Genomic DNA, 24,926 nt, shown 5'->3' with positions numbered 1-24,926 from the left:
CGAATCTACAGCGGCAGCTTGATGAATTTTATATTGCAGTGCCCGTGTGCAATGGCTGCAACGAACAGTTGCTCTGCTACGCTCTGCAAACTCACTCACAAGCGAGGACGATGATGTCTTTTGTCGACGATTTTGTGGCACAGATCATTTCCCTGGAGGTCTCCCTCTATCACTCGCGCGCTCGACTGCAAGCCAACAGTGACAGCGAAGCGCTGCATGACCTGAGGATTACAGTTCGGAAAATACGAAGCCTTCTGCGACCGCTGCGCAACATGCCGGAGGTTATCGAATTGAATCAGGCCGCCGCAGAGGTTGGCAGAGCGACGACTCCCACGAGGGATCTGGAGGTCATCGTTGATGAGCTTCGGAAAATGGGGTACTCGCGCCAAGCGATGAGCCGAAGTGCAACCTTGACAGGACAATATCGGAAGATCATCGGTAGCCCACTGCTCGACAAACTGTTTGGCGAACTGGATCGATGGCCAGAGTTGTTCAGGACTGCCGAGCGAGCGGGTGAGCTTGTTGATGTAAAAAGACAGATTGAGAAAGCCCTGAAAAAAAGAATCACTCAGTTGATTGCTGGACTTCGGGATCAACATTTTGACCGGCACGAGCTGAGGATCATCGTAAAAAACGCAAGATACCTCTCCGATGCGTTTCCGACACTGTCACCGCTCAAGGCAAAATCCAGGGCTCAATTGAAGTCGGTACAAGCGTCGCTCGGCTCATGGCACGATCATCATCAATGGTGCCTGCGGGCCGAGGCGGAACCGGATTTGCTCGAAATCGCACCCTACTGGAAAGTCGCGTCAGAACAGGCGTTGGCTGATGCCGAGCTGAAATTGGCGTCGCTGCTTGATCACCTGGAGAAAGACTTAACGAAGTCTAAAGAATGATATTGAATCGCCTTGAAAGGCTTGATATAGAGCCTCTGATACATTTTGAATCATCTAAAAAATGCGCTACCCTCCGCCACCTCAACAGCAAAGGGTTGGCAGATGAAAATCACTATTGAAACAAATGAGCAAGGAAGCGGTTGCAAAGTTTGGCTAGGCGAAACGGCAGTTTCGTTCCCCAGCCTAGAGGACGCTAAAACCTACATTGCCCAACTCGAAGAGCGGATAGAGGCGGCCTCTCATACTTTTGCCCAAGATGCTGAAAACTCAGAGGTTAGGTAAGCATCTCGTCAGCGTTCGCCTATGAGGCCAGTCTGTATACGCGACCTGATTGCTCGATGAGGCTGAGCATAAACCATCGTTCTTTCTAACAAGCACTAGCTGTGGCTGAACTAATGCCGGCTGATTAAAAAGCAGATCAAGCACGTAGTAACTCTTCGAGGTTGCTGCGTCACAAAGGTGCCGGTTTGATGACCGTTCAGCTTGTTTCTTGCTGATTGCCAGGTGGAGGCCAAGTCATTGTGGACGTTCGCAAATAACGGTCGTGCGAACGGGCCTGTATCTCCGGTCCGTGCAAAGGAGTAAGTGGAGGCAAGTTTTTTCACCATCCGCTTTGGTCGGCTACTGCCCGTCATTACTAGGAAGCGCGCCGGTCAAATCCGGTGTAAATGACTCGTCAGGTCGAATGCAAACAATTGGGCAGGTGTATGAAAAGCGCCCCGGCCAGCAGAAAGATAAACTAGGATCCCTACAACATCACTCAAGGACTATAGCTATGTCAGATAGACCAGAAAGCGAGATCGCAACGGCAGACGCACTGACATTGCTCCTGCACAACCAGCACGCCCTAGCTGCTGCCATAGAAGAAGTTACCAAGTGGCTGTCAGAGAATGGAGTAGGGAGTGTCGCCACTAACGCAATGGTTGCCATGGAGACGCTGGACACTAATGCTAAAGCTCTCACAGATGCCATCATGCGACTACGCCAGTCCTAGGCATCATTCCACTTCTCTTCGGTCTGGAGCCCTCTAATTTCAGATGGAGTCAGACGAAACTGCCATGGATAACCGCGTTGAATTTTGTGTACCTTGTCATGGCACTGGTTGCATAGAGCAATCAGGTCTAAATCGTTTTCACAGCCTAATCGTTCATAAACAATATGGTGCACGCATTGAGCTACTCCCATACATGCTTGGCACTCTCCATTGTCCCTATCCAAAATTCTTAAGCGGGTTCTAAACCACTCTTCAGAAACGTAGTACGTTCCGAACCGAGTATTATCCTGGTATTTAATTTCGCCATTCCAGATTTGACTTTGCGTTTTAGACACATACTCTGAGTGAGCTTTTTTCCATGCAACACTGAATGCTTCGTGCCAATTTGATGCAATCGCGTTGAACCGATTCTTCTGCCCCTCATCAAAAGCAGACAAAGACTCGGCATCCTTTAGATCTTTTTTTGAGATCGTTTTTATATGGTGTCCGCAAGATTTACACTGAGCAACTACGGCACTGGCTCCACTTGGGTATATCCTTTTGGTATGGACAAACTCTGCGTGCTCGCATTGCGTTGCGAAAGGTGGCCTTGGATTTTTTAACTCATAACCAGCACGAAACCCCGCATCATCAAAATCCGGAATCTCGCTACCTTCATGCATTGCATCTGTAATCACTTTATATCTAGCGGCAGTCCATCGGGCGTGCTCATCCTCATGCGGCTGAGGAAAGACCTCATTGAATACCTCAACTTTAGTCCAATCAGGAACTGAATTTTTTCGATGACTGCGAGTTTGGATTCCGCAACCAGTACATTGAGAGACTAATTGCTTGGAACCATCTTCAAAGCTACGCAATCTAACGACAGTATCAGAGTGACGGCATCGCTCAGGCATCGATGGCTCCGGATTTTCTCTCTCAAAAATTTCCACCTTCAGTTCCGGGCTGCTACGAAAGACATCGTAATTTCTAGACTCCATCATCAGTGAGTTTTTTAGATTTTTTACTTCCACACTAAGATCGGCCAACTCTCTTTGAACAGAAATTCGCTCAACTCCAGTTTTCGCGCCCTTGTACTTTGTCGACAGTTCGAACTCCTTCATTTTGAAGCCGCGCAAATTAATCAAATAATTATCAAAACTCTTTTCTTCTGTTTTATATTCCATTTCCTTCGCCCTATCCATCACTGAAGCCAAGCACTAAACACTACAATATATGCAGGTCAACTTTTGATCAACCCAAGGCACTCGATTTATTGATCATAAGTACAACGAAGCCTATACGCAGCGGCAAGCTCAGAACTACTGAGACGAATGTCATTCAACTCACTATTTGCATTAAAACCGCCATCACGCGGCGACACCCGCTGTTCCACTGGAACCTTGCTTGTCCGCAATTGAGTAACGACATCATGATGCAGTGTAATTCTATTCAGAAGAGCTGCCTCCTCTTCCGTCAGAAGAGGAATCAGGGCAGAAGCTCGTTTCTCATATGCAAGTAGTTCATCAATGACCTGCTGATCGGGCACCTTCCTCAGCTGTTCAGCTGTTGCCCCGGTCATTACATCGGAGAGACGCACGATGTTTGGGTATCCTCTATCGGCACTGAATTCTATCTCAGCAGCTAGCGATGCGGCCTCCCGCAGCTTTTCGCAGTGCATTTCGGCTCCCTTTGCTTTTCGTGCAATCTCGGCCTTATCGATTTCCTCACGATTTTTTGCCGAGATCAACAAATACGAAGAACCTAGATTGCCAAGACCTGTTGCTAGTGACATGACCAATGTCAAAGCTACCGCGATATGCCAAGGTTTGTTTTCAAAATCCATTTAATGCGCCCACACAGAGAAACGTAAACTTTATCCTTTCTCAGATGGTTAAGGGGCGCGAATCAGAGGCGACTTCGCAGAAGGCAGATACGCCTCGTCATACAGAAAGTTCGCGCAAACGATGCCGCTGGGATGGACTCATTACAGCAGGAAGCTTAGTGGGATGCCTCTAGCATCCACACCGCATGTGATGCTTAGTGGCCAAAGCAAAACCAGGGGCGCATTAACGCCAAGAAATTTGCAGACCGGCTCGATTAGGTTCTGGCATCGTTCGAGGAACGCGGTAACAGTCCTAAAAGTGAAAGACAGTCGGAATGAATCCCGCGAAGCGGGGACGGGCCAGTGGGTTTGATAGGTCTCAGGCGCCTTTTTTAATGCCTGCGATCAACGTCACAAACCAATGCTCCCGGTTTTTGGGGTTGCAAACGACTCTGGCTCCTGCCCAACCGCAAATCCAACCAAATACAAAATTTGGACGGCAAGCGGATCACCGGTAGGACCGCCAAACCGCATTTTTACATTCCGGGTTGCGTAACGCATAGACACACCTAGAACGTGAAGCTGGCTTAGGTAATCCTCAAACTCGCGGTGAACCATTAATTTTTCTACTTCGCTATAGTGCTCGGCGCAGTCCCGATATTCTCGTAAATAATCCACCATAGCCGCAAAAACCTCACTAGCCTCTGAGTCAAGTTCAAATGCAGGCTCTGTCAGGTCCATGTGGCAGTCCTGCACAAGCTTGGCAAATATCCTTCCGCTCCCAATTGGGTTCGCCTGCAAGGTGACATGGGCTTCATCAAACTTGACTTTGGCCTCGGCTAACTGCTCGTCAGTTGGGATAAGCAAAGGCTTGTTAAGCAAATCGATGTCCTCAAATTCGAAGGCCCCCGCCAACGCTCGTCTCGTATCCAGACTCGAAGGCTTTCCGCGCTCCGTTCTCTGGATCGTGCGAACACTGAGGCCTGATAACTCAGCCAGTGTTTCTTGAGACCACTGGCGGATTTCCCGCCACGCTTTGATTAAGGCGGCTAACTCGTCGAGGGTAAGGAGTCGTGCTTGGGAGGATGAGTCATTCATGATTGCTTCACCAGTACGCTTAGATGTGACCCATTATGAAAAGCCATCAGCTCTGCTGACACGACACCAACCTGACATAACGGTGACATCGGTAGCTTCGATCAAATTTGCTCCTGTCTCTGGCGGATTGAAGTGATCCACCCGGAGAGCGCATCTATCTCACTTTGTATTGCTCCTGGGGTGGGAAGTGCCGCCCTCAGCTCCCCAGGCTGACTGTGCAGCAATGCAGAACATCGTCCATAGGCGATCCTCATCTCACTGCAATCGTTTGCAGTCAAAACAGTGAGCTTCATCAGTCCAGTTGTGTCGACCTTTCGAGCCAAGCGCTTGATTACAGGCCGAACTACTTCCTCTACGGCCCGCTCCCAGGTGTTTCGAAGTGATACTTGGAAGAGTTTGACCTCATCCTGCCAGCGTGCCTGGTCACCACGCGCATGAAGGACTGAAACATTCACTAGGTGGCGACTCATTCCCCCAATCACTTTGTCTAGCGGCATCACATCAGTAGGTGGATCCTCGTTACAAAATCCTGCGGCCGTAGGGCCTCGACTGATAAGCCGATAAAGCACAGGAACGTCGTCGACCCCATCCTTTCCCCGGCATTCCTCATCAATCAATAAGAGAAACGCCATGTCATGCGTGAAAACAATGACCTGCCGACGCCTGGCTTCTTCCGCCAATCTCGCCGCTACAGATTGCCTATGCATATGATCAAGCGAGGAGACAGGATCATCAAACACAATCGCGGAGTGTGAATCGGTGGTTGCAAGCTCCGCTAGAAACGCCGCGAGAGCTATACAGCGATGCTCGCCTTCACTAAGAACCTTACCAACCGGCTGATCAGGCATTCCCGTGAGGCGAATTTGAAACTGCGGCACGCCCGCCGATGATTTAGCTTGCTGAAGCTCAATTTCTAAGTTCGATACACCGAGCTTCTCCACTTCGGTGGTAAAGCAAGCCTTCAGGTGTGCAGTGACATGCGTGCGCGCTACGTCTGTACTCAAAGCAGTGATGCGGTTCGCATGCGTGCTTTTAACAAATCCATTTAGGGCCTCAATCTCTTTTAAACGCTCAATTTGAAGAAGCACATCCTCCTTCATCGTTGACAGCCATTTCCGATCTAGCAGCTCATCGCGCTCAGCGATTAGCGCCTTCCGTTCCTTGGAGTCATTTTCGGTCAAAAGCACAGATGCACGAAGGCTAATTGAGTCCACAAGCGCGCTTAGCTGAATCGACGGAGAATCTGGCATAGGTGGCAACGTGATGAGTTGCTCAGAACTCGACAACCGAGAAAGCGCCCGGAGCCGCCAAGCAATCTTTACGATTGTGGCGCGTAGAGTGGACGCTAGCTCTGGTTGCGCAAGGTCATCGCGATACCATGCGACCATAGTCGGAATTGTCCGAGCTTTCGGAATTGCATCAGTTACTACCTTCAAAGCTTCGTCAAACGCGTCCTTTGCAACCTTCTCTTGCCGCTTGCTTTCGTCTTTCACAAATAGCTCGAAGGTCTGAAAACGCTTGATCGCTTCCTCGCCAAGGATTTGTTGGCACAAGGGACATAGGGCTCCGTCAGCAACCACCGGAAACGCCTTACCTTTGTAAGCCGACAGCTTTGAATACTCCCGAGCCGCTGACCAAAGTAAGCGCCATACCGGGGAACCGACATCAGGCAACGGTTCATCGGAGAACAAATCATTCGAAGCAGTCAACGCGGCTGCTTCCGCTGTCGCAAAAGCATCCCTGAGACTCAACAGCGACTGTCCTACAGTGGTAGCACCTGCATGCACCATCGAATTCAGCCTAGAAATGTCTGCTTCGATACGTGTTTTTTGCACGGTTAACTGACGAGACAGTCGAACAGGATCAGAGCTAAGATCCCGTTGTATTTCCTCAAGACGCACCTCCTCCAGCTCGGATACCCCCGCTCCGCTTTCAATCGAGACAACTTTTGTTTTGTGGGAGAGAGATGAAATCAAGCGACCGACCATTGTCGAAGACGAGCAGGCCGGCGTCAGCAGCACAGCAGGAGTCTTAGCCTGGATGACAGAGATTTCGTTTCCAAGCTTGGTTTTCAAATCCTTACAGGCGTCTGCTAATGAAGCCAACATTTGGAGGGGGACAGGTGTGTAAGCCAGATTATTGGTGCTGTCGACATGCACATTAGCCGTGCTGCTATCGAATACGCTCACAGCAGACAGTCTTGAGTCAGATTGCTGCCCAAGCACCCACGAAGCAGTTTGATTATGGCCACCTACCAAAAAGTCAACTTGAGCGGACGGCTTACCGACATTATTGGCGTAAACATTCGTAAGGACCGTATCACCCTTTGGGATCCTAGCTCGGCAGAGGTGCTTTAGCACCCTCGCGTAGCCAGATTTACCAGCGCCATTATCGCCATAGACGACTGTCAGCCCACGCTTGGAAAACACAAGCCGCTCACCCGCAGCCAAAGCGTTTACGTTTGCTAGACCATGAAGTTGACGCAAGTTAACAATGGCACCACCGGCACTCGGATCCTTCAAATGCATTGCTTCGAGGGGTTGCCCGGTATTCAGGCCCTTACAAATCGCAACTAAATCAGTGTAATCATCTTCCGTAAGAGCGCCGTTTAGATACAGGCGCCGTAGAGCATCTCTCTGCCACGGAGGGCAGTCCATCGACCACACTAGGATTGACGCCAGTGCCGCTGCCTCCGTACTCGTTGAAGCTCCGCCTTGAATCGCCTGACCATCCATAGTCCTTTCGACTCCACAGTGGTGAGCCCTCTGGCACATCCAGAGCGCTAAAGATAATGTGTATAGCACGCCTCAGCGATGTGTACCGAACTCACCAACGCGCTGATGATAAATCCAGCCAGATGGAAAAATACTAGTGATGCTAGCAGGTGATCGATACATGAAATCAGAACGATTGGCCGCGCTAACCCAAGCCGTAGGATTCGCTCTGTGGCAGCTACAAATACTTGAAGGTTCTACTGCTCAATATTTTGTTCTCATGGAACAAGCCCAACCAGAAATGGGCGAGGAAAAAGGGAACCTCTTGGTAGAGAAGGCACAGCGTAATACGTTTGGCGCGAGCATTTCTCAATTGGTCAAGACTAAAAACCTACCTGAGTGCCTACTAACAAGATTCCAAGCATTATTGAAGGAAAGAAATTGGTTAGTACACAGCTCTCGTACAAGCAGTCAAAAAGCGCTTATCGATGATGCTTCGTTCATAACTTTGAGCGAACGGTTAGAAGCTATCGTAGAAGAGGCCGGAAAATTGCTAAAAGAGATATCATCTCAATCACAAAAATTCGTGATAGAAAAAGGTGTAAGCATGGAAACAATCGAATCAAAAACTGCGCAGATATTGGCAGAATGGCAAGACCATACAACTCCCCAGTGATTTACCTTTTCAAGCGGAAACGCTCAAACAAAATTAATGAACAGTTAGAAGGGAATCAAAATTTTCCTTCTAACAAACTTGCCTTTTGCGTTCGCTAAGGGCTGAAATAATTTACCTCCCAAAATATCAAGAATTGATCTCGTAACTTTAAACTCCGATTGCTGTACGAATTTATTTAGCGAAGAGATAGGTATAAAGCCGTACATTGCTGCTTGAATATTATTTTGAGCAGCACCTCGCGCAGCAACACCTATCACTTCCAGCGAGTCGTTAAAAACGGGTCCGCCACTATTGCCTTCGATTAATGGAACGTCTATCAGCCATAAATCCAAATCAACCTGGCGCCTCAGCTGAGTAGTGTTACCACGAGTTATATAATGAGCTGCACCATCTCGGTACTTAGGAAAGCCAATAGACAAAACAGGATCCATCGGCCTTATGAGTTCTTTTTTGCTTTTTTTAAGCCTCGGGACCTTATCAAACTCTGGCCCTGGATAAAATATAGCTAAATCGGCTTTCTCATCTGAAAGTATCAGCTCTGCGCTAATTTCCGCTTCATCGAGCCCAGCTCTTATAAAAGATATCATGTGAGGGGCCGTGAGCCTGCTTATGCCGCTCACGACATGTTGGTTTGTAACTAGACCGACGCCATCGAGTAAAAATGCTGTGCCTTGACTATCATCGCTGATGTTTTTTACAACGAAGATTGAATTACCGAGAATTTCTTCAGGTGACTTCCTAAATTCACGATTTTCTTTACCGATAGCCACCGTAAAATCGTACGCAAGCTTCCTGTATACGTTATCGCCCCTACCACGAATCATCTGTATATAATTCAATCGCCCCTTGACAACCTTAATAAAAAAATCACCAGCATTATCCTTCACCCTTATGTGCTGTCGAGCTGGGATACTTTGTTTATCACCATTCAAAATTTCTAAATACTTCGATTCTGCCAACACTGGTCCATAGCGCCGCAGTGCATTGATCATCGAACTGGTTTTACGAAGAAAAGCACGTGGTAGATTTGGAAATTCATTAACCACCAAACCGGTAACCATTTGTCGCTGGGAGCGATGTTGAAGGCGTGTCTTCTCAGAGTTTATCAAAAAACCATTAGCCTTGATTATGTGCTCTAATTCACGCCCCGGAATAACCACTCCATCTCCTGTCACTTCTACAACGTCAGGCGGGAGATGTCTGAGTGAACTAGTAAAAGAAAACGTTATGTCGTCCGCATATCGCGTCACATGGCATTTCTTAGATTTCGCCAAAGCTTGCAACTGCGAATCCAACTTCCTACAAATCATATTACTTATCAACGGAGAGGTAGGCGCCCCCTGAGCTAACCGTCCATCATGACAACAAATATGTGCCATAACAGTTGCAACATTATGAGGTGCATTGAAAGGCTCAGACATAAAGAGGTTTCTTACACGCCCAAAGTGGATCGTATCAAAAAAATCTTTTAGGTCAATATTAAAAACATAATTTTTATCAACGTGGGGCTGTGCATTAGTTTTTATACTTCTAGCTCTAACAAAGCCATGGCTCGAAGACTTAGGGTAGTAAAATTTCTCTAAGTGCTCAGCCAAACTCCTTTGCAAAACTTTTAACGTCTTTTTTGGCGCATTGATAACTCTAGTTGCACCACTTTTCTTTGGAATATGAAAGCTTACGTAATTACTTTGTTTTCTTTTATAGAGAAAATGAAGAAGCTTATTCTGGTCCACACCAAGCAGTTTACAAAAAGCTGGAAGACTACTCAGGCCTGGTGCGTAAATTGCTGCTAAGAAATTATACAAAATCATATAAAGTACCGGGTGCAGAGGCTATTTTCTCTTTTACACACGTCGCCAACCTCATAGTAATCGTCAGCGCGTAACGGCAAAGGAACCCTTCATGTGGCCACCGCATATAGTCAGTGGAAAGTTAAATTGTGCCTCTACACCCGATGAATGTTGATACCATGAATATGTTTTTATTGTCAAGCCGGTGCGCCCGTCATCAAATAAGAGACGCTTACTTTCTCAGATCTAGCGTAATTTATGAGCAAACCCACGCGAGCGTGGAAAGGGCCAGCGGTGGTGTATGTAATAAATCACCCCAACGCCAGTAGTCGATAAATTGTCGAGCGATGCACTCCTAGCAGGCGGCCAATCTCTGAAATTGGGCGACCCTCAGCTTGGAGCGTACGTGCGTGTTCTATTTGCTCTGGTCGCAGGACTGGCTTCGGGCCGAACCGGACTCCACGAGCTTGGGCAGCTCGCCGCCCGGCGCTAGTGCGCTCTGAGATCAGCGAGCGCTCAAAATCTGCAATTCCTGCGAAGATAGTCATCACCATTCTTCCCGAGGCAGAGGTCGTGTCTATGCCTTCATTGCGCCACTGCGTTATATCGCACTGAACACTTAAGGTATTCAGCGTATCAAGTGAAGAACTCGACACTTACGATCATCAATCACAGCATAATAATTAGAGGCCAGACCACCTATGATGACGATCATTCGCTCACCGAGACGTCTGGATGTCCTACTCCATTCCCGCAGGTCAATGCCGCTAGGCTGCGGATCGGGTTCTGGGTGCGTGTGCCATTCACCAACATAGTTTTCAGTACCACCACTGCTCTCCCAGCGCTGGTTCAATATGAGTTGATGCCCCACCTCAGATCGTTGAAAGCGCGTCCGAGTCCGTTTGTCGGTAAGTTGAGGCTCGGTTGCACCGGTTATTTCTAGATGCGCCCCATGCATCACACCGATCAAAATGCCACCAGCTTCACAATCGTCAGGAGCTGATTGCTGATAAAAACTGATCAGTTCCAGAACCTCGGGAGAGATCACCACCAAATGGCAAGTCGCACGGTCTATCAGTGATAACGGCTGCATATTTTGCAATCATTCCGGCGAGGTGGAGATGTTGGAGGAACGACCTTTCCAGCAGCGTAATCGAGGGTGAAACTCCGTAGCATCGGGGCAGGGCTTCCCCGTGCCCAGGCAACAGCCAGATCACAAGCTAGGGCAGCGGCATGTACAGCCGCTGCCGCTGAGTACGGGACCAGCCAGTCGCCGCAGGAAGGGGCATGCTTGTGTTGATGCCTGTATTCAGAGGCCATCACCGAATATACCCCTCCTGGAACGCTGTAATCTAAACAGGACATGCAAGCTTGGCCTGGGTCACTCAGTAGATATGCCTGGACGCCACAACCGGTTCCCGTAATCCAAGAGAACAACACCGCAGGCATATTCCCCTCAAGCCATTGCTCACTCATGTGATGTGACAGTGCTTGATCACCCGTAGCGTTGATTACTAGGTCTGCCCCTGATAGCCCTTTTACATTGAGAAAATCCTCCATCAATGGAAGAACGTTTATAGCGGGATATCGACGCCTCAGGTCTTCAGCCAGAGCTTGAGATTTCTTCCTGTCCAAATCGCCAAACCCAAGCGCGTGTCGCCCAATGTTTCCTACAGACAGAACATCAGAATCGATCAGCGTTAACGAACCACCTAGAAATCCAGCCCCACTTTTTGCCAGCAAATCTGTAAGGTAGCCTCCGATTGCCCCACAGCCAACCAACACGATGCTTTTCCCCGCCAAGCCCCTGTGATCGTCTTGCATATTTCTTTCCAGCCAAGAAGCTGGGTCGACGTACGCTGGGTCCAAGGGAATCATTTTCAGACTTTTAGAGTGCCGCTGTGTGACAGCTTTCAGATATTGAATAGGCGAGCGGATTGGCAGGGTTTCTTCGAGCAGTTCCCGCAGTTCAAGGAAGGCAGCACAGGAGGTATTCGGGCCCTTGATTATGAGGATCAAGTCAGCCGCCCCGGACCTATAAACATCCTTCAGGGCCGAATGAACACCGTTGATCGCGTTCTGATCCCCGGCGAGCCATTTCAAAAGCATGAACAGGTTAGTGGGTGGCCAGTCATGCTCAGTCGCCCCGATGGGAAACTGAGCCTCGACAACACGGGTGATCAGTGACGTGGAAGCGACCTCAGGTTTCCACTGGCCATACCGCGCTAAAAGAGCCTCTTTATCTCGGCCCAGTAGATAAATATTAGGGCGCCCCCTGTCAGTCATCACTCGAATCAACGTCGAGTCGAAGATGGTCCCCGCCGGCTCTTGGTCAAGGTCGATAAGGAGCCGCTCGCCAAGCCACGACGCGTAAAATTCATCCTGGGTATCAGTAAGCGCATCACCGCTTGCAAGTCTGGAAAGGAGATTTTCTGCAATTTCGATGCACCCGAGCACGCCACCGGCTAAGTTGTCACGAGGTAAGTGGGCCTGGTTCGGGCCGATGTAACACAGGTGACCTAAGGGCGTGAGATGAGCACAGTTGCTAGGCAGACCGGGTGGGCGTTGGATCAAACGGATTTTCGGCAGGTATACCAATGCCGAATCAACGAACGACAGGTCAGCTGCATACGGCGTCCCATCGACATAGAGATCCACCGAGTAAATAGGGAGCGGATAACTTTTAACAAGTTCGAAGCCCTTGTGGATGAGGGCTTCGTGGACCTGACTGAACTGCGCAATCATCAATCAGCCTGCCGTGATATCGCCTACCGGCTTGGCTGCCGCAGTCGCCAATGGTGCTACTGCTTTGACCGATTCGACGACCACACGATTTGGATCGTTCGGTAGGCGAATGCCAAATTCTGAACGAAGAATGACGCACGCCTTTTCAGGATCGCCACATTCGTAGATCGCATGATTTATGCACCTCGACAAATTCTCCATTCGGCTGATCAGCAAGTCACGGATCCCGTCGCGGTCGAGGCGCGCAGCTAGATCTTCCTGCTTATCGGTTGGCCGATCCAACGTGACAGGGTTTATGACCTTACCCCGCAAAATCTCGGGCAAACGTTCGCAAACCTTAGCCAGAGCAACGTCGTCATGACCATGAACTGAAACGTCGAACGCTTCGGCGGTAGCCACCATCAAAAGGATCGATTTCGGGTCCTTGTCAGGATCCCAGGTCTGATGGTCTCGCCAAGCCTTGATGTATCGCATCACACGACGCAGCTGCTCACCCTTGATACCGACCTCATTGTTGACCCAGTCCTTGACAGGCCTAGGATCGCTATCACGCCAACCGTTGGTCTTGGTCGCCATTAAAACGCCGTGAGTCGGCATCAGGTCCCAGTTGTCATCGATAGCCGCTGCCGCGTCCATCGCTATACCCCGGCTTTCCAAAGCAACTGCGGCTTTTGTGAGCAGTGCAAACTCTGTATCGGGAATGCTATAGACAGGGACATCGATGTGTTTATCACTGTCGATCTCCAAGCGTGTGCAGTTGGGGTTCTCGGTGACAAGCGTCCAGCCCTTTTCGACCCCAAGCTCCCCCAGTATGTCTTCAACCGCGTTGAAGAGGATGCTGCTCATCTCAGAGGGCGGAGCAGACTCGATGTAGCTGAAAGGCAGGTAGGTCCCATCATCGAGGTCAGCTTGCTGAGGCTCCTTGCAAGGTGCGTTAAGGGTTTTATATGCCCACGAACCCTGAGTGAAAAAACGAGGCCTTGGAGCAGCCCCAGCGTCCTCCAGAGCCTCACGCAGACGCTTAGGCAGCTCGTCCCTCAGCCGGGTACGAATGTCCGTGCGTGCATCAAGCATCATCTGAGATTCGTCGCCTGGCAGGCTAAGATTGTTGATGAAAACGTCAGAGTGAACGGTGCTGCTGAACAAGCTGTGGAGATTGAGTATTTGCACCTAGTGCTCCCTGCCGTTGTCATTTCACATTGCCAGCACTATATGGGATAGGATAATTAGCAGTCAATCCAAGAAAAGGAATGGATATGTACGCAGTTTTCGGGCTCAAAAAACTTCTAGGCTCAATCGTAACATTGGTTATCTTAATTACACTTCTCATTATGTTTATAGAGAAGCCAGAAGATGTGATGAGCACGGGAAAGCTGGCACTGAAGGTAGGTTCCTACACGGTCTCTGCATTCTTCCTCCTTGGATGCTTTCAGCCAATATTTAATTTTTCCTGGAACCTCATGAATAGAATTCTGCCAAGCTCATACCCAAACATCACTGGTGAATGGGAAGGATACCTAGATTCAAATGTGACGGTACAGGAAGCTCTGCGCGAAGCAGCGAGATCTGATCAGAAACAATTCAACCAGTTTGACCCGGAGCAGGTAGAAAATATTGCTTTGCACAGAATTGAAACAAAACTCACAATAAAGGCAAATATCCTAAAGATTGACGTAAAAATAAATGTCATTAGCCGAGACAAAACCTCTAGTTCTCACAGCGTAGTAGCCAAGCCAGTTGCATCGGTCAATGGTGAACCACATCGCTTACTGTACATCTATGAATCTACAAGACTTAACCCAGAGGCAGATGATACCCAGTCGCACATAGGCGCTGCACAGCTATACATCGATAAGGCCGGAGATACACTAACACTAGCAGGAACATACTGGACTGAGCGTAATTGGCGTAGAGCCAGCAATACCGCTGGCGCGATGAACTTCAAAAGAGTCAAGGCCTGACAACGCCCATCTCGGTGCGATCTGCAAAGCCCTATAAGTGACGATCTGCACAGGATGAGAGCTGTAAACCCCTCAGGTGGAAACCCGGCTTTGCCGGAAATGGGCCAGCGGGGCGTACCTATGGTCAATCAACGATGCTATGCCCGCGAAAATGCACGATATAGGGTGGCGCGATGAACTCCCAGCAATCGGGAGATTTCGGAGACCGGTCGCCCTTCTGCATTTAAGAGCCTAGCGTGTTCGATCTGTTCTGGATTAAGTGACGGCTTGGGGCCAAATAGGACTCCGCGCGCTTTCGCTGCGGCTCTCCCGGAACTAGTCCGCTCGCAAATCAGCGACCGCTCAAAATCTGCTATGCCTGCGAACACAGTTAGGATCATTCGCCCAGCAGGGGAAGTCGTGTCGGCCCATGGCTCGGCCTCTGACCGCAATCCGGCTCCGACCTCTCGTAGACGCTCAGCTATGTGAAGCAAGTCAGATGTCGATCTAGCGAGGCGGTCTAGGCGCGTGACAACGACTACATCACCGTCCCTAAGATGGTCTAGTAGCCTAGAGAGTTCAGGCCTATCTCGTTTAGCACCGCTTACTTTTTCTTCAAAAATTCTTGCGCAACCTAAGTTTGTTAAATACTCACGCTGCTGCTCCAAATTCTGCCCTTGGGTCGACACCCTCGCGTATCCGATTAACTGTCCTTTGCCCATGTTCCACCTGTCGCTAATTATGTCTCAAGTATACCACAACATGCGACACACTTATGCGACACATTACGACCCACAAATCAAGATAGTGTGTGTGATGTCGCATATCTTAGAAATTAAGCGACACACGCCTTCAAGCTTATGTTCCAACGGTTAAGCAATATTATCCATCACGCACTCTCTATGCGCGTCAGCCTCTGTTAAGAGAGACAAAATGCCGAAGCATTCTACGCAGCACAAGCTTACTTATCGGATCGCGACTGAATTCTAGAAAAAATGCAGCTTGACAAAATGAGCCCATCAAGAAACGAGAGCTTCTCGTCAAAAAACTCCGGCAAAACAAGAAGTTATAATACAAAGGTTAAAAACAAAGGTTAAAACAAAGGTTTAATACAAAGGTTGTGCAAATAATAACAATGAGATTTTGAGAAGAATCAGCAGAAGGCTAGAAAAATGAAGGGAACGAGAAAATAAAAATTTGACAGTTGCACTTCATCTTTCAAGAATGCCCGGACCTGGATTTGAGGTCATCGCTGTATGAAAAAGCTTACCTTGCCTCGAATCTCTCTAATGAAGCCTGTTCCAAGTTTTCAGCTATCAATAGCGGGTGAGGATTCAAACCTAAGTGGCGATCCTAATACATGGTGGCCAAGCGAGGCGTGTGCAAAATTTTGCGACCTGACAATTCTGCTTACTGACGACGGATCACCATGGTTCGACGGAACATCATTTTTGATGAGCCTAGCGTTCGACTATAAATTCAATTTGACTGGTTTAGACCCCAAAACAATTAATAGAAAAGCCTCGGACTTAAAGTACTATTTGGAGGGTCTTGACGAACTTGGCATCAACTATGAAGCGGATGAGTCAAGAAAAATTAAACGACCTACATATGCCTTTGCCGCACTCCTTAATAAAAGAGTAGCGGAAGGGACTCTTGCTTATGAGAGTGCTAAACGAATAATTTCAAACATAACTGAATTTTACAGGTGGCGTATATACAAAACGCGTAGACCATTCCAATTTCCTTTGTGGATCGAGTTGTCAAAGAAAAGGGGCTTTCTAGACCACATTGGACGAGAGGTCTTTGTTAAGTATATAAGCACCGATCTGAGCGATGGGATAAAACGTCGTACCCGAAAGAGCGCCGACGATTACATCCAAGACGGTGGAAAATTGAGACCTTTACCAGATGATGAGCTTGAATCACTAATCAAGGCGCTCTATGCGACAGAAAATACAGAGATGAGATTGAGCTTCCTACTTGCAATAGAAACTGGCGGCCGGATGCAATCTATTTTCACGTTACGCAGAAGACATTTTCCAGATGACGGAGATCCCGTAACCACCGTACAGAGAGTTCATATTGGCCCTGGCACGGGAGCAGATACCAAGGGTGACAAGATCCACTATTTAGATGTGCCAGCGTGGCTGTATAACGAGATTACTAAATACCTCGTTAGTAATCGATATAAGCGGAGAAGTGAAAAACTTCCAACGCTTGATGATGACCAATATGTGTTTACAGCGTCAACCGGACGCCCATATTACAAAGCAAAAGATGACGAAAGAGAGTTCCCCGCAGCCACGGGAGAAACAGTTAGAGTTTTTATATCGAGCACTCTTACTGAAGCACTAATAAAGCAAGACTGTAGTTTCAAATTTAGCTTTCATGATCTGCGCGCAACATTCGGTATGGGTCTAGTCAACGCAGGGCTAAAAATGATAGACGCAGGCTTGTTGAGTCGCGATGGTTTGCTGAATGCGGTTAGAGAGGCGATGGGGCACAGTGATATTAGGACGACGTTGAGATATCTTGCATATCGGGAAACTCGTGCGAATACTCGAAAAGCAAACGCAGCATTCGAGACAAAACTAGTTCGTGATATTAATCTACGATTAAAAAGTGGCCAGAATGCTGATTGACCCATACAACCACGCAATACGTTTGGAGGATTTGCTTGCTGACGACCACTGGGTTGAACATCTACAAAACGTCGATAGCATCGCAATACTAAGCCCTGAGGGTCAGTCATATACTGACTTCGGCTGCTATGTATATTCGGAGCGAAAACTAATTGACGGGTACATACGAGTCAATTCTGAAAGCCTGTCTACTTATCGAAAAAAACTTTTTTCAAATATATTAGACAGCATCGCTGATAGCCTTAGGCGCGGCACACAGCAGATTACAATTCGCAATAATTATCTGAGCGAGTTCCCTCATTTTTTCAGATGGATTGACACCCGAGAAAAACCCTTAAAGTTTGAATGTGATGCAGATGCAACTTCCTGCTACAAGGGTTTCACATTATACCTGACTCAAAAAATTAACAACGGAACTCTGAGCCAAAACCAAGCTAAACGACAGCAAAATGCTGCTAAACAATCGTTAGCTTGGGGTATGGAGGAAAACCAGAGATTCGGTATGGGCGTGCCTATTCTTAGGTATCACCCATCAAATCCGGTAGTCCCTCCTGAAGAATTTGTGGTGACAGAAAATCTGGCGCTCGCAACATGCCTATTTGAACAGATTTCAGACTTCTTACTAGACCATGGCCAGTACCCTTTGGACCTAGTTTTGCCAGACGAAACCGTCAAAGTTCTTCCGACGACAATGTGGATGATGCATTCCGCCCGTGCTTCATTAAGAGCGGATATGAAGTCTCCTAATTGGTGTTGGGACTATAACATGGGAACACTTAACTCCATAGAATTCATACAAGCTAAGTACGGATACTCGAAATACGTTGCGAACAGAGAGCGAAACACCGCACAAAGGCAATTGGAAGCCGCAAACTCCGACCCAAAAAGCGCACACCGAATGAGGCTTGCGTATTGGGCTTGTACAGCCTTTCAACTAATTATGCTGTCAATCACCGGCGCAGATCTGGAATCCTTCAGAAAATTCCCCACGGTTAAGGAAATGCGATCCGAGCCCTGTGCGCGTCAAGGCTTTCGTATTTTCAAAAATAGAGCCAGTAAAGACGTTGTCTTTGAAGTAGAAGCAGCGTTTTTGCCCAGCCTTGAAAAATATTCCAGGCTTCGTGAATACATGCTAGGCGATCTTAAATGCGATCTTTTATTCTTCAGAATATACAAGAACCAGGCGCATATTATATCTAATAAATTTCTGCAAGATTACTTCTTGCTTGCAAAACACATGATCACTCCTAAAGTCCCAAAGGTAACCGCAAGAGAACTTCGCAAGTACAAGATGCACTGGATGCTTGAAAATGAAGGTGTGATCATCGCAAGTGATGCTGCACAAAATTCAATTCCCGTATTTGAAAAGCATTATTCTGAGCCGACGAAATGGCAAACAGTAAATGAATTTACAGCGTTCTATTCGCACATTCGCAATCTTACCGACGCAGCAATCCGTGCAATAGAATCCTCACCTGCGGGGGGATGTGTAGTAAAACAACCAGTAAAACTGGCGGATCTTGGCACCACACTGGAACCTAATTGCAATACCTTCTGGGGTTGTTTTTTCTGCGAGCACTACGTATTGCATGCAGATGAAGAAGACCTTTATAAGCTCAAAAGCCTTCAGTACCTGCTTAAACAGATCGAACAATCAGACTCCGGCATTAGCGCAGAACTTAAATTAACATTATCAACGGCATCTGAATATATCGACAGGCTTACTCAGCATAGCCCTCAGCTTAGCGAGGCGGGCACCAAGCTGGACCTAAAAATCGAATCAGGATACTTACATCCTTTTTGGGATGCACAACTGAATCTTTTAGTCGCGCTAGGAAAAGTTTAGGAGCCAAATAATGATAGCCGTTTCAAATTTCAACATATCCTTTTTAACGCCAAATAGGATGCCGACTCCCGACGATAGAGAGGTTATTTTTGAAGGGGTTGATGGCGAACCTAAGATTGTCTACGGCGATATGCGCTGGGACCTCAAATTTCTGGCAACAGCGCATAAATCAGACTGTGTCATCATTTACAATAAAAAAACGCTTAGCGAAGCTCCATCGCTGGTCGAAGAAGTAAAATTTGTCACCTGTACATTGATCAAACACCACCTGACGTATGCTACTCCGAGCCCTACATCATATTACTATTGGCACTCAAGTTTAAATGACCTAGCTCACTATGCACAGAAAAACAAAGTCACTCTAACGGATTGCTTGACGAAGCCCGAAATATTTGAAGACTATTATAATTCCAGCAAACGCAGCGGCAAGCATACTTTACTTTCCATTTTGACAACGCTTTTTTCTTTGGGCCCTGAAGTTTTAGGGTGGGGTGCATTAGACCCTGTTTGGCTGAAACTGAATCGAGAACAAAAAAAGCACAAACAAAACCAAACGCTGGTTATCCCTCAGCGAATATATCTAGGCGCCATCTGTTTCCTCAAGGATTATGTGTCTAACTTTGACACCAACAGCGATGCAATTGAAGCGCTGGTGAAGTTGCTAAACTCAAACCCCAGCTATGGCCGCACGCAACAGGCCAAACCGAGCGGCACTCCAGATACGAATCCGGACTTCAGCCAAGCCGTAGTACTGCACGGACTATTCGATTTCGCTACTCGCAATTGCTGGCGTAATGTTTTGGATGTAGCTCATTATCTGTCATCTGTGCAATTCGCTTGTAAAACTCTCATTCATATTTTTAGCGGCATGCGGGACGATGAAGCTTACAGTTTAGTCCCTGACTCCTTAAGACATGAGACGGTAGACGGCCAAACTGGGTTTTGGCTTCATGGGAAAACAACAAAGATGTCTGGCTATAGAAAACCCGCAGCCTGGGTAACATCTGAGGACGTGCAACCAGCAGTAAACGCTGCTACCAAGATTGCGAATTGGATTGCTAAATATGAAAAGCCTAAAGGAACTCTTCCATTATTCCCCAACGTCAACCATTTCAAATTTTGTATATCTAACAGTCGAAGCAATAATTTTTATGGGTTGGCAAACCTCACGCACCATCGATTCAACAATTTATTCGACCTCATGGACTCCGAAATAACAAAAGAGGACATCAAGGAAATTAAATTTATCGAATACACTCGGAACTGGGGCAGCGAGACCAAGTACGTAGTATCCAAGAGATGGCATTTCACCACTCATCAATTCCGCCGATCATTGGCATACTACGCTATAGACAGCTCATTAGTTAGCTTCCCTTCGCTTAAAACCCAGCTTCAACATATTCGTATGCGCATGACAGTGCACTACACAAAGGGGGGGAACCAATCTAGAAAACAAATTGCTGAATTCAAAAACCACATGTGTGAAGAATTTTCTCAAGTTAGGTTAACTGTCGCAGCGCTCAGTTACATAAAAGATGTGCCGCTGTCAGAAGAACGCCTTACGGGCGGACACGGCAATTTCGTTGAAATTCGGATTAAGCCCTCAGGCAATGCTGATATTTTAAACTCCCGAGAGGAAACAGTTAGACATGTGATGCAAGGCATAATTTCTTATAAGGCAAGAGCGACTGGGGGATGCATGAGCAACTCCCCTTGTCACAAACATCTTATCAACCCCCTGACTGCTTGCCACGGTTGCCGGGATGGCGTTGTGAATCCTCGCCTACTGTTGATTGCCGTCAAGACTTATACCGATTTTATGGAAACTCTCCCTTCAGATAGCCCCGAGCATAAAACTTGCTCATTGGAGCTTGAAGGTGCGCAAAAAATTCTCGACAACTATACTGCCGAAAGGATCTAGAATGATATCCGAATGTTTTGACGCGCTTGCTCGCTTGATGAGTGGTGCTCCTACTCGCGTTACCGCACCTTATAAAATCAATAATGATACAGTTGCACTAGAGGCACGTTTCCCCAGAGGCTCCATCAAAAAATACAACCCTAAACACATATTACTAAGAGAAGCGATAACGAAAGGTGCACAATTATTCTCTGCACCGCACGCGCATAAAAAAGAAGAACTCAGATCAAAAAAAGAAGAGATTTTTGGCTTAAAGCAACTGCTAGCGGCATCCTTAGCCAGGGAAGTCATGCTAATACACCGCATATATGAACTGGAAACTGAACTGCGAAGCGAGCATAAGGTGAAGACTTTAATCCCCAGATCAGATCGTCCTTGAGATAAAGAAGAATGAGGAAGGCATAAATAAGACTAGTAGGTGGTGCCGCTTACCGGAATTGAACTGGTGACCTTCTCATTACGAATGAGCTGCTCTACCAACTGAGCTAAAGCGGCACTACTCCTGTCAAGCTAGCAAAAAGAGCTACAGCCCGTCAATGAGCCCTCACTCTACACACTTTCGTCAAAAGCGCATGCAGTCACTCAGACTCTTCAGTCATCGGTTCACGCCCACGCTCCGGCTCACGCCTCCTCGCTGCTCAGAAAATGGATGACTCCAATACTGGGAAATTGCACTCACTTGCCCACCCGCTCGCATTCGACTTGACCAGGCATTTGCATTCCTTCTGACCAGCGATTGCATCGGATTTGACCAGCACGCTTTGTGACCATGATCGGCAGAGAACGGCCAGCAGCTGTCATTCAACCTCTACGAAACCATAAGGCGATACATAGCGACCGTCAGCTTACGACTGTGTCCGATACACAGGTAGACTGATCGAGGACTAAGCTAATGCCTGGTGACGCGCGGTCCATCCAAATCAGCGGTGGCACACGAACATGGTTTTCTCTTTATTGATGGCGTTGGTATTAGCGTTCCTGATTGGCTGGGTTTCGCAGCGCATGGGCATGTGCCTTGTCAAAGCGAGTGAACAATTGCTGGCGGGGCGCCCGACTTTGTTTGTGGCACTGACATCGTGTGGATTGTTCGGGTTGTTGCTGGCCCCGCTCTATCGTTTCTCCGAGGTCAGCCTGCCGCTGTACTCGCCGGGTATTTCCTATCCTTTACTGGTTTCGGGAGGCTTGTTGTTCGGGGTGGCATCGGTGCTGAACAACGGTTGCAGCGTAGGTACGCTGACCAGGTTTGCCTGTGGCAATTTCAATAAACTGTTCACAATGATCGGTTGGGTCCTGGGGATCGTGCTCTGGTATAACATGCGCATGATGCCCGAACAGAAGACCATTCTGATGCCGGAAATTTCCAGCCGCCATTACTTGCTGTTGATCGGTGTAGTGGCGCTGGTGCTGATTTTTTTAGTCTGCATACACGGTAGTAAACATCTGGTTTTCTCCAGCATGCTGCTGGGTGCGTTGACGAGTGCGCTCTATACGTTCGAGCCGTTATGGACACCGAGTGTGTTCTTTTACAATGTTTCGCAGTTGTTCTGGCAAGCCGATATGGCAATCAGCGCCCGGCGTATTGCTGTGTTTGTCATGTTGCTGGCAGGCATGCTGAGTTTTACCGTGTACAGGAAAGTGTTCCGTTTCGAGGCCTTTACCCCATCAAAGGCTGGCGTTCATTTGTTGGCGGGTATTTTGATGGGGATTGGGGCTTCGATGATGCTCGGCGGTAACGACTCGCAAATACTGTTGGTGTTTCCAACACTGAGCGTTGCTTCAAGCATTCCAATGGTGTCGATTGCCATAGGTATTCTGGTGTCATTGTGGTGCAAAAAACGCTTTACGAATTGAACACCCTCAAGATGGTTCCGCTTTCGACACAATAAAATAGACAGTGATGACAGACAGAAATCGGCTAAAAACGGACGTTCCACCTACGCCTGTTTCCAGTCAAAAGCCTCGTACCGGCTGTGTCTAAGAAGTAAGTTGCGGTTCAATGAGATGGACTCCTACTCACCTCAACATTTTGGATATCAGGCAGAAGGGGCGAACCACAGTCACAGTGAGAAGGAGTCCACACATGAAGCTAATGCGCATTGGGGGCGACTTGGCAAAAAACGCGTTTCAGATCCAATCCACTGCACGGATTACCCTATCGCAGTCGTTGGCTAGATAGTCCCGGTTAAATCCACTGCTTGTAGATGTGATTTCCAGACTGGCAGTTAACGGGATGCCTCTGCACCAACTAGACCTCCCGGAGCTGCCTGGAGTTTGAGGTCGCGTCTAGCTTCCTCCCAGGTATCGTACTGGTCTGACGTTAGGAACTTGTTAAGAGTCGGCGTGTGTTTACCTTCCCAGTTAAGTGACACGAGGCGAACCTTGGCGGCGGCCTCCAAGCGCTTCCCTTGCAATCTCGGCATCTACCCAAGCTTTTCAGGGCAGAACCTCCGTCCGTATTCTGCGAAATTGCACCCTACTTAACCACCCAAGAGCACAGCTACTTACCACCTATTTGCATTCGACCGGACCAGTCATTTGTATTGAATTTGGCCAGGGTAGCTGTACTGATCTCAAACTTGCGACGATAGGACGATAGTCAGTGGTGGAGTCGCTGGATAACTAGCAATTTCCAACCCCACTACCATTGAAGCCAGCGTGGTCCGAGCAGCGCACCGATAACGGTTGGTATCAACATGCCAAGCAAGTACCAGACGCCCCAGAAAGGGACTTCCATTTCAGGGCAATGCAGGCAATAGGCAATGGTAGCCATCGCCCCTGAAAGCAGTCCGCCGCAGGCGCCGGCCAGTCTCAGTCGAGTGGGTGCCAACCCGCGCAGCGCCCAAAAGACAGCAATGAACCCCGGAATCGAAAGCAAGGTGATGTTCAGCGTACACACGCGCCATGTTTTACCGAAGATCATCGAAGCACGCACGTCCGGGGCTGCTGTCATCAGGACATAGAGGGCGCCAGCCCACACCGCTGCAACCGCAGCAATAACAAGCAGTTGTCCGGCGCCTGGCGTAACTCCGGGCCTCGCCAGGCGCACAACCTGGCTCAACGCGCCGACCATCAGGCATAGGGGCAAGGCAATCTTTGCCCAGAAAATCGGAGTTGCCGCCACTTCGGCCAGATCCGGACGTGCGCCAAACATGACCATCACCAGCAAGAAGGCCGTTATCAGACCGACTAGCACCGCGACGCCGAAGCGCTTTGCGAGCGCATGCCGGTCGACCGGTGTAACACCAGTCGCCAGCATGGAAATAAGATCGTCAGTTTTCATCGTGTACCTCTAATCCTGTCGGCCAACGCCTTAAGCCCGCGATGGATGCCAATCTTTACTGCTGATTCCGAAAGCCCGGTCATTTGCGCGGACTCGGCGACCGACAAGCCTTCAAGTTTCACCTGCTGGATCGGCAAGCGCTGCCGCTCAGGCAGTTGCTCAAGCAACTTGCCGAGGTCGCGATGGGCCTGCTCCGGCTCCAGATGCGGCTCGGCAAACAGCTCCGCCACATCGTCGAGCGAGTCATTGAGCAGTTCTTTGCGCGACCTGCCACGAAAAAAATCCGTGAGTTTGTAGCGGGTGATGGCAAACACCCAGGCCGTCAGCGGTTGGTCCGCACGGTACGTTTGTCGACCGTTATGGACGGCCAGCAAAACCTCTTGCAGCAAATCCTCGACTTCACCCGGTTGCCGCTGAAGTCGGGTTCGAACAAAGCCGCGTATATGACCACTTAGCTCCTTGAGGAAAGTGCCATAAGCCCGCTCGTCTCCACCCAGGCCCGCGAGGAACAAAGTCTGAAGATGAATTTCCCGGCTGCGTAATGCGTCGTTATGTGTAGTTCGTTCCATCGTCCACT

22 protein-coding genes and 1 tRNA gene are annotated in these 24,926 nt (G+C 48.5%); 10 read left to right on the top strand and 13 right to left on the bottom strand.

Annotation, left to right across the window (positions count from 1 at the left end):
• Positions 1-110: 110 nt before the first annotated feature.
• From KJF94_RS00695 to KJF94_RS30020, 3 genes are all read left to right on the top strand, one after another.
• Entirely contained in the window at positions 111-896 is a 786-nt protein-coding gene (locus tag KJF94_RS00695; RefSeq protein ID WP_250548208.1) for a CHAD domain-containing protein, read from the top strand.
• Positions 897-998: 102 nt separating this feature from the next.
• Positions 999-1,178, top strand: a complete 180-nt coding sequence (locus KJF94_RS00690; protein ID WP_214380627.1) for a hypothetical protein — start codon at positions 999-1,001, stop codon at positions 1,176-1,178.
• 493 nt (positions 1,179-1,671) lie between these two features.
• Positions 1,672-1,890, top strand: coding sequence for a hypothetical protein (locus KJF94_RS30020; RefSeq protein WP_250548207.1), 219 nt, complete (start codon positions 1,672-1,674; stop codon positions 1,888-1,890).
• Here the strand turns inward: KJF94_RS30020 and KJF94_RS00685 are convergent.
• The 4 genes from KJF94_RS00685 to KJF94_RS00670 all read right to left on the bottom strand — a co-directional run bounded on the left by KJF94_RS00685 (position 1,887) and on the right by KJF94_RS00670 (position 7,527).
• Positions 1,887-3,056 carry an HNH endonuclease gene (locus KJF94_RS00685; RefSeq protein WP_214380626.1) on the bottom strand — a complete coding sequence of 390 codons (1,170 nt, stop codon included), beginning with the start codon at positions 3,054-3,056 and terminating at the stop codon, positions 1,887-1,889. The two genes, KJF94_RS30020 and KJF94_RS00685, sit on opposite strands and share 4 nt — an antisense overlap.
• An 86-nt stretch (positions 3,057-3,142) precedes the next feature.
• On the bottom strand, positions 3,143-3,715 hold the full coding sequence (locus KJF94_RS00680; RefSeq protein ID WP_214380625.1) for a hypothetical protein: 573 nt from the start codon (positions 3,713-3,715) through the stop codon (positions 3,143-3,145).
• A 390-nt stretch (positions 3,716-4,105) separates the two neighbouring features.
• Positions 4,106-4,792 (bottom strand): helix-turn-helix domain-containing protein, encoded by a 687-nt coding sequence (locus tag KJF94_RS00675; protein ID WP_214380624.1) that lies wholly within the window; start codon positions 4,790-4,792, stop codon positions 4,106-4,108.
• A gap of 101 nt (positions 4,793-4,893) precedes the next feature.
• Complete coding sequence (locus KJF94_RS00670) at positions 4,894-7,527, bottom strand: AAA family ATPase (RefSeq protein ID WP_214380623.1); 2,634 nt, start codon at positions 7,525-7,527, stop codon at positions 4,894-4,896.
• Between the two features lie 160 nt (positions 7,528-7,687).
• Between KJF94_RS00670 and KJF94_RS00665 the strand changes: the two genes are divergently transcribed.
• The gene (locus KJF94_RS00665; protein WP_214380622.1) at positions 7,688-8,182 is read left to right on the top strand and encodes a hypothetical protein; all 495 of its coding nucleotides are present in this window, start codon (positions 7,688-7,690) and stop codon (positions 8,180-8,182) included.
• Positions 8,183-8,226: 44 nt separating this feature from the next.
• On the opposite strand, the gene KJF94_RS00660 is transcribed toward KJF94_RS00665, so the two are convergent.
• The 5 genes from KJF94_RS00660 to KJF94_RS00640 form a co-directional block, all read right to left on the bottom strand.
• Positions 8,227-9,993 carry a reverse transcriptase domain-containing protein gene (locus KJF94_RS00660; protein ID WP_214380621.1) on the bottom strand — a complete coding sequence of 589 codons (1,767 nt, stop codon included), beginning with the start codon at positions 9,991-9,993 and terminating at the stop codon, positions 8,227-8,229.
• Between the two features lie 290 nt (positions 9,994-10,283).
• The gene (locus KJF94_RS00655; protein ID WP_284681149.1) at positions 10,284-10,604 is read right to left on the bottom strand and encodes a recombinase family protein; all 321 of its coding nucleotides are present in this window, start codon (positions 10,602-10,604) and stop codon (positions 10,284-10,286) included.
• A complete protein-coding gene (locus KJF94_RS00650; protein WP_214380620.1) occupies positions 10,601-11,065 on the bottom strand; it encodes a Mov34/MPN/PAD-1 family protein in 465 nt (154 codons plus the stop codon). Before KJF94_RS00650 ends, KJF94_RS00655 begins: the two co-directional genes overlap by 4 nt.
• Complete coding sequence (locus KJF94_RS00645; RefSeq protein WP_214380619.1) at positions 11,047-12,717, bottom strand: ThiF family adenylyltransferase; 1,671 nt, start codon at positions 12,715-12,717, stop codon at positions 11,047-11,049. Before KJF94_RS00645 ends, KJF94_RS00650 begins: the two co-directional genes overlap by 19 nt.
• Before the next feature lie 3 nt (positions 12,718-12,720).
• Positions 12,721-13,887 carry a CBASS cGAMP synthase gene (locus KJF94_RS00640; RefSeq protein ID WP_214380618.1) on the bottom strand — a complete coding sequence of 389 codons (1,167 nt, stop codon included), beginning with the start codon at positions 13,885-13,887 and terminating at the stop codon, positions 12,721-12,723.
• A gap of 86 nt (positions 13,888-13,973) precedes the next feature.
• Between KJF94_RS00640 and KJF94_RS00635 the strand changes: the two genes are divergently transcribed.
• The gene (locus KJF94_RS00635; RefSeq protein ID WP_214380617.1) at positions 13,974-14,678 is read left to right on the top strand and encodes a Cap15 family cyclic dinucleotide receptor domain-containing protein; all 705 of its coding nucleotides are present in this window, start codon (positions 13,974-13,976) and stop codon (positions 14,676-14,678) included.
• 137 nt (positions 14,679-14,815) lie between these two features.
• Here the strand turns inward: KJF94_RS00635 and KJF94_RS00630 are convergent, their stop codons facing one another.
• A complete protein-coding gene (locus tag KJF94_RS00630; RefSeq protein WP_214380616.1) occupies positions 14,816-15,379 on the bottom strand; it encodes a recombinase family protein in 564 nt (187 codons plus the stop codon).
• A gap of 534 nt (positions 15,380-15,913) precedes the next feature.
• Here KJF94_RS00630 and KJF94_RS00625 point away from each other — a divergent pair.
• The 4 genes from KJF94_RS00625 to KJF94_RS00610 are packed head-to-tail and all read left to right on the top strand — an operon-like array spanning position 15,914 to position 21,448.
• Positions 15,914-17,302 (top strand): tyrosine-type recombinase/integrase, encoded by a 1,389-nt coding sequence (locus KJF94_RS00625; RefSeq protein WP_214380615.1) that lies wholly within the window; start codon positions 15,914-15,916, stop codon positions 17,300-17,302.
• Entirely contained in the window at positions 17,292-19,148 is a 1,857-nt protein-coding gene (locus tag KJF94_RS00620) for a hypothetical protein (RefSeq protein WP_214380614.1), read from the top strand. The genes KJF94_RS00625 and KJF94_RS00620 overlap by 11 nt, the downstream gene beginning before the upstream one ends.
• A gap of 10 nt (positions 19,149-19,158) precedes the next feature.
• A complete protein-coding gene (locus tag KJF94_RS00615) occupies positions 19,159-21,069 on the top strand; it encodes a hypothetical protein (RefSeq protein WP_214380613.1) in 1,911 nt (636 codons plus the stop codon).
• 1 nt (position 21,070) lies between these two features.
• Positions 21,071-21,448, top strand: coding sequence for a hypothetical protein (locus KJF94_RS00610; RefSeq protein WP_214380612.1), 378 nt, complete (start codon positions 21,071-21,073; stop codon positions 21,446-21,448).
• A 40-nt stretch (positions 21,449-21,488) separates the two neighbouring features.
• Here the strand turns inward: KJF94_RS00610 and KJF94_RS00605 are convergent.
• A tRNA-Thr gene (locus tag KJF94_RS00605) sits at positions 21,489-21,564 on the bottom strand.
• 444 nt (positions 21,565-22,008) lie between these two features.
• Here KJF94_RS00605 and KJF94_RS00600 point away from each other — a divergent pair.
• Positions 22,009-22,920, top strand: coding sequence for a YeeE/YedE thiosulfate transporter family protein (locus tag KJF94_RS00600; RefSeq protein ID WP_214380611.1), 912 nt, complete (start codon positions 22,009-22,011; stop codon positions 22,918-22,920).
• 787 nt (positions 22,921-23,707) lie between these two features.
• Here the strand turns inward: KJF94_RS00600 and KJF94_RS00595 are convergent.
• Together KJF94_RS00595 and KJF94_RS00590 are read right to left on the bottom strand one after the other, a co-directional pair.
• Positions 23,708-24,349: a DUF1109 domain-containing protein gene (locus KJF94_RS00595; protein ID WP_214380610.1), complete on the bottom strand. Its 642-nt coding sequence runs from the start codon at positions 24,347-24,349 to the stop codon at positions 23,708-23,710.
• Positions 24,346-24,918, bottom strand: a complete 573-nt coding sequence (locus tag KJF94_RS00590; RefSeq protein WP_214380609.1) for a sigma-70 family RNA polymerase sigma factor — start codon at positions 24,916-24,918, stop codon at positions 24,346-24,348. The genes KJF94_RS00595 and KJF94_RS00590 overlap by 4 nt, the downstream gene beginning before the upstream one ends.
• Positions 24,919-24,926 lie beyond the last annotated feature (8 nt).

The sequence above is a fragment of the Pseudomonas hormoni genome, assembly GCF_018502625.1.
In the GTDB taxonomy this organism is placed as follows: domain Bacteria; phylum Pseudomonadota; class Gammaproteobacteria; order Pseudomonadales; family Pseudomonadaceae; genus Aquipseudomonas; species Aquipseudomonas hormoni.
This window is presented reverse-complemented; position numbering and strand designations above follow the sequence as displayed.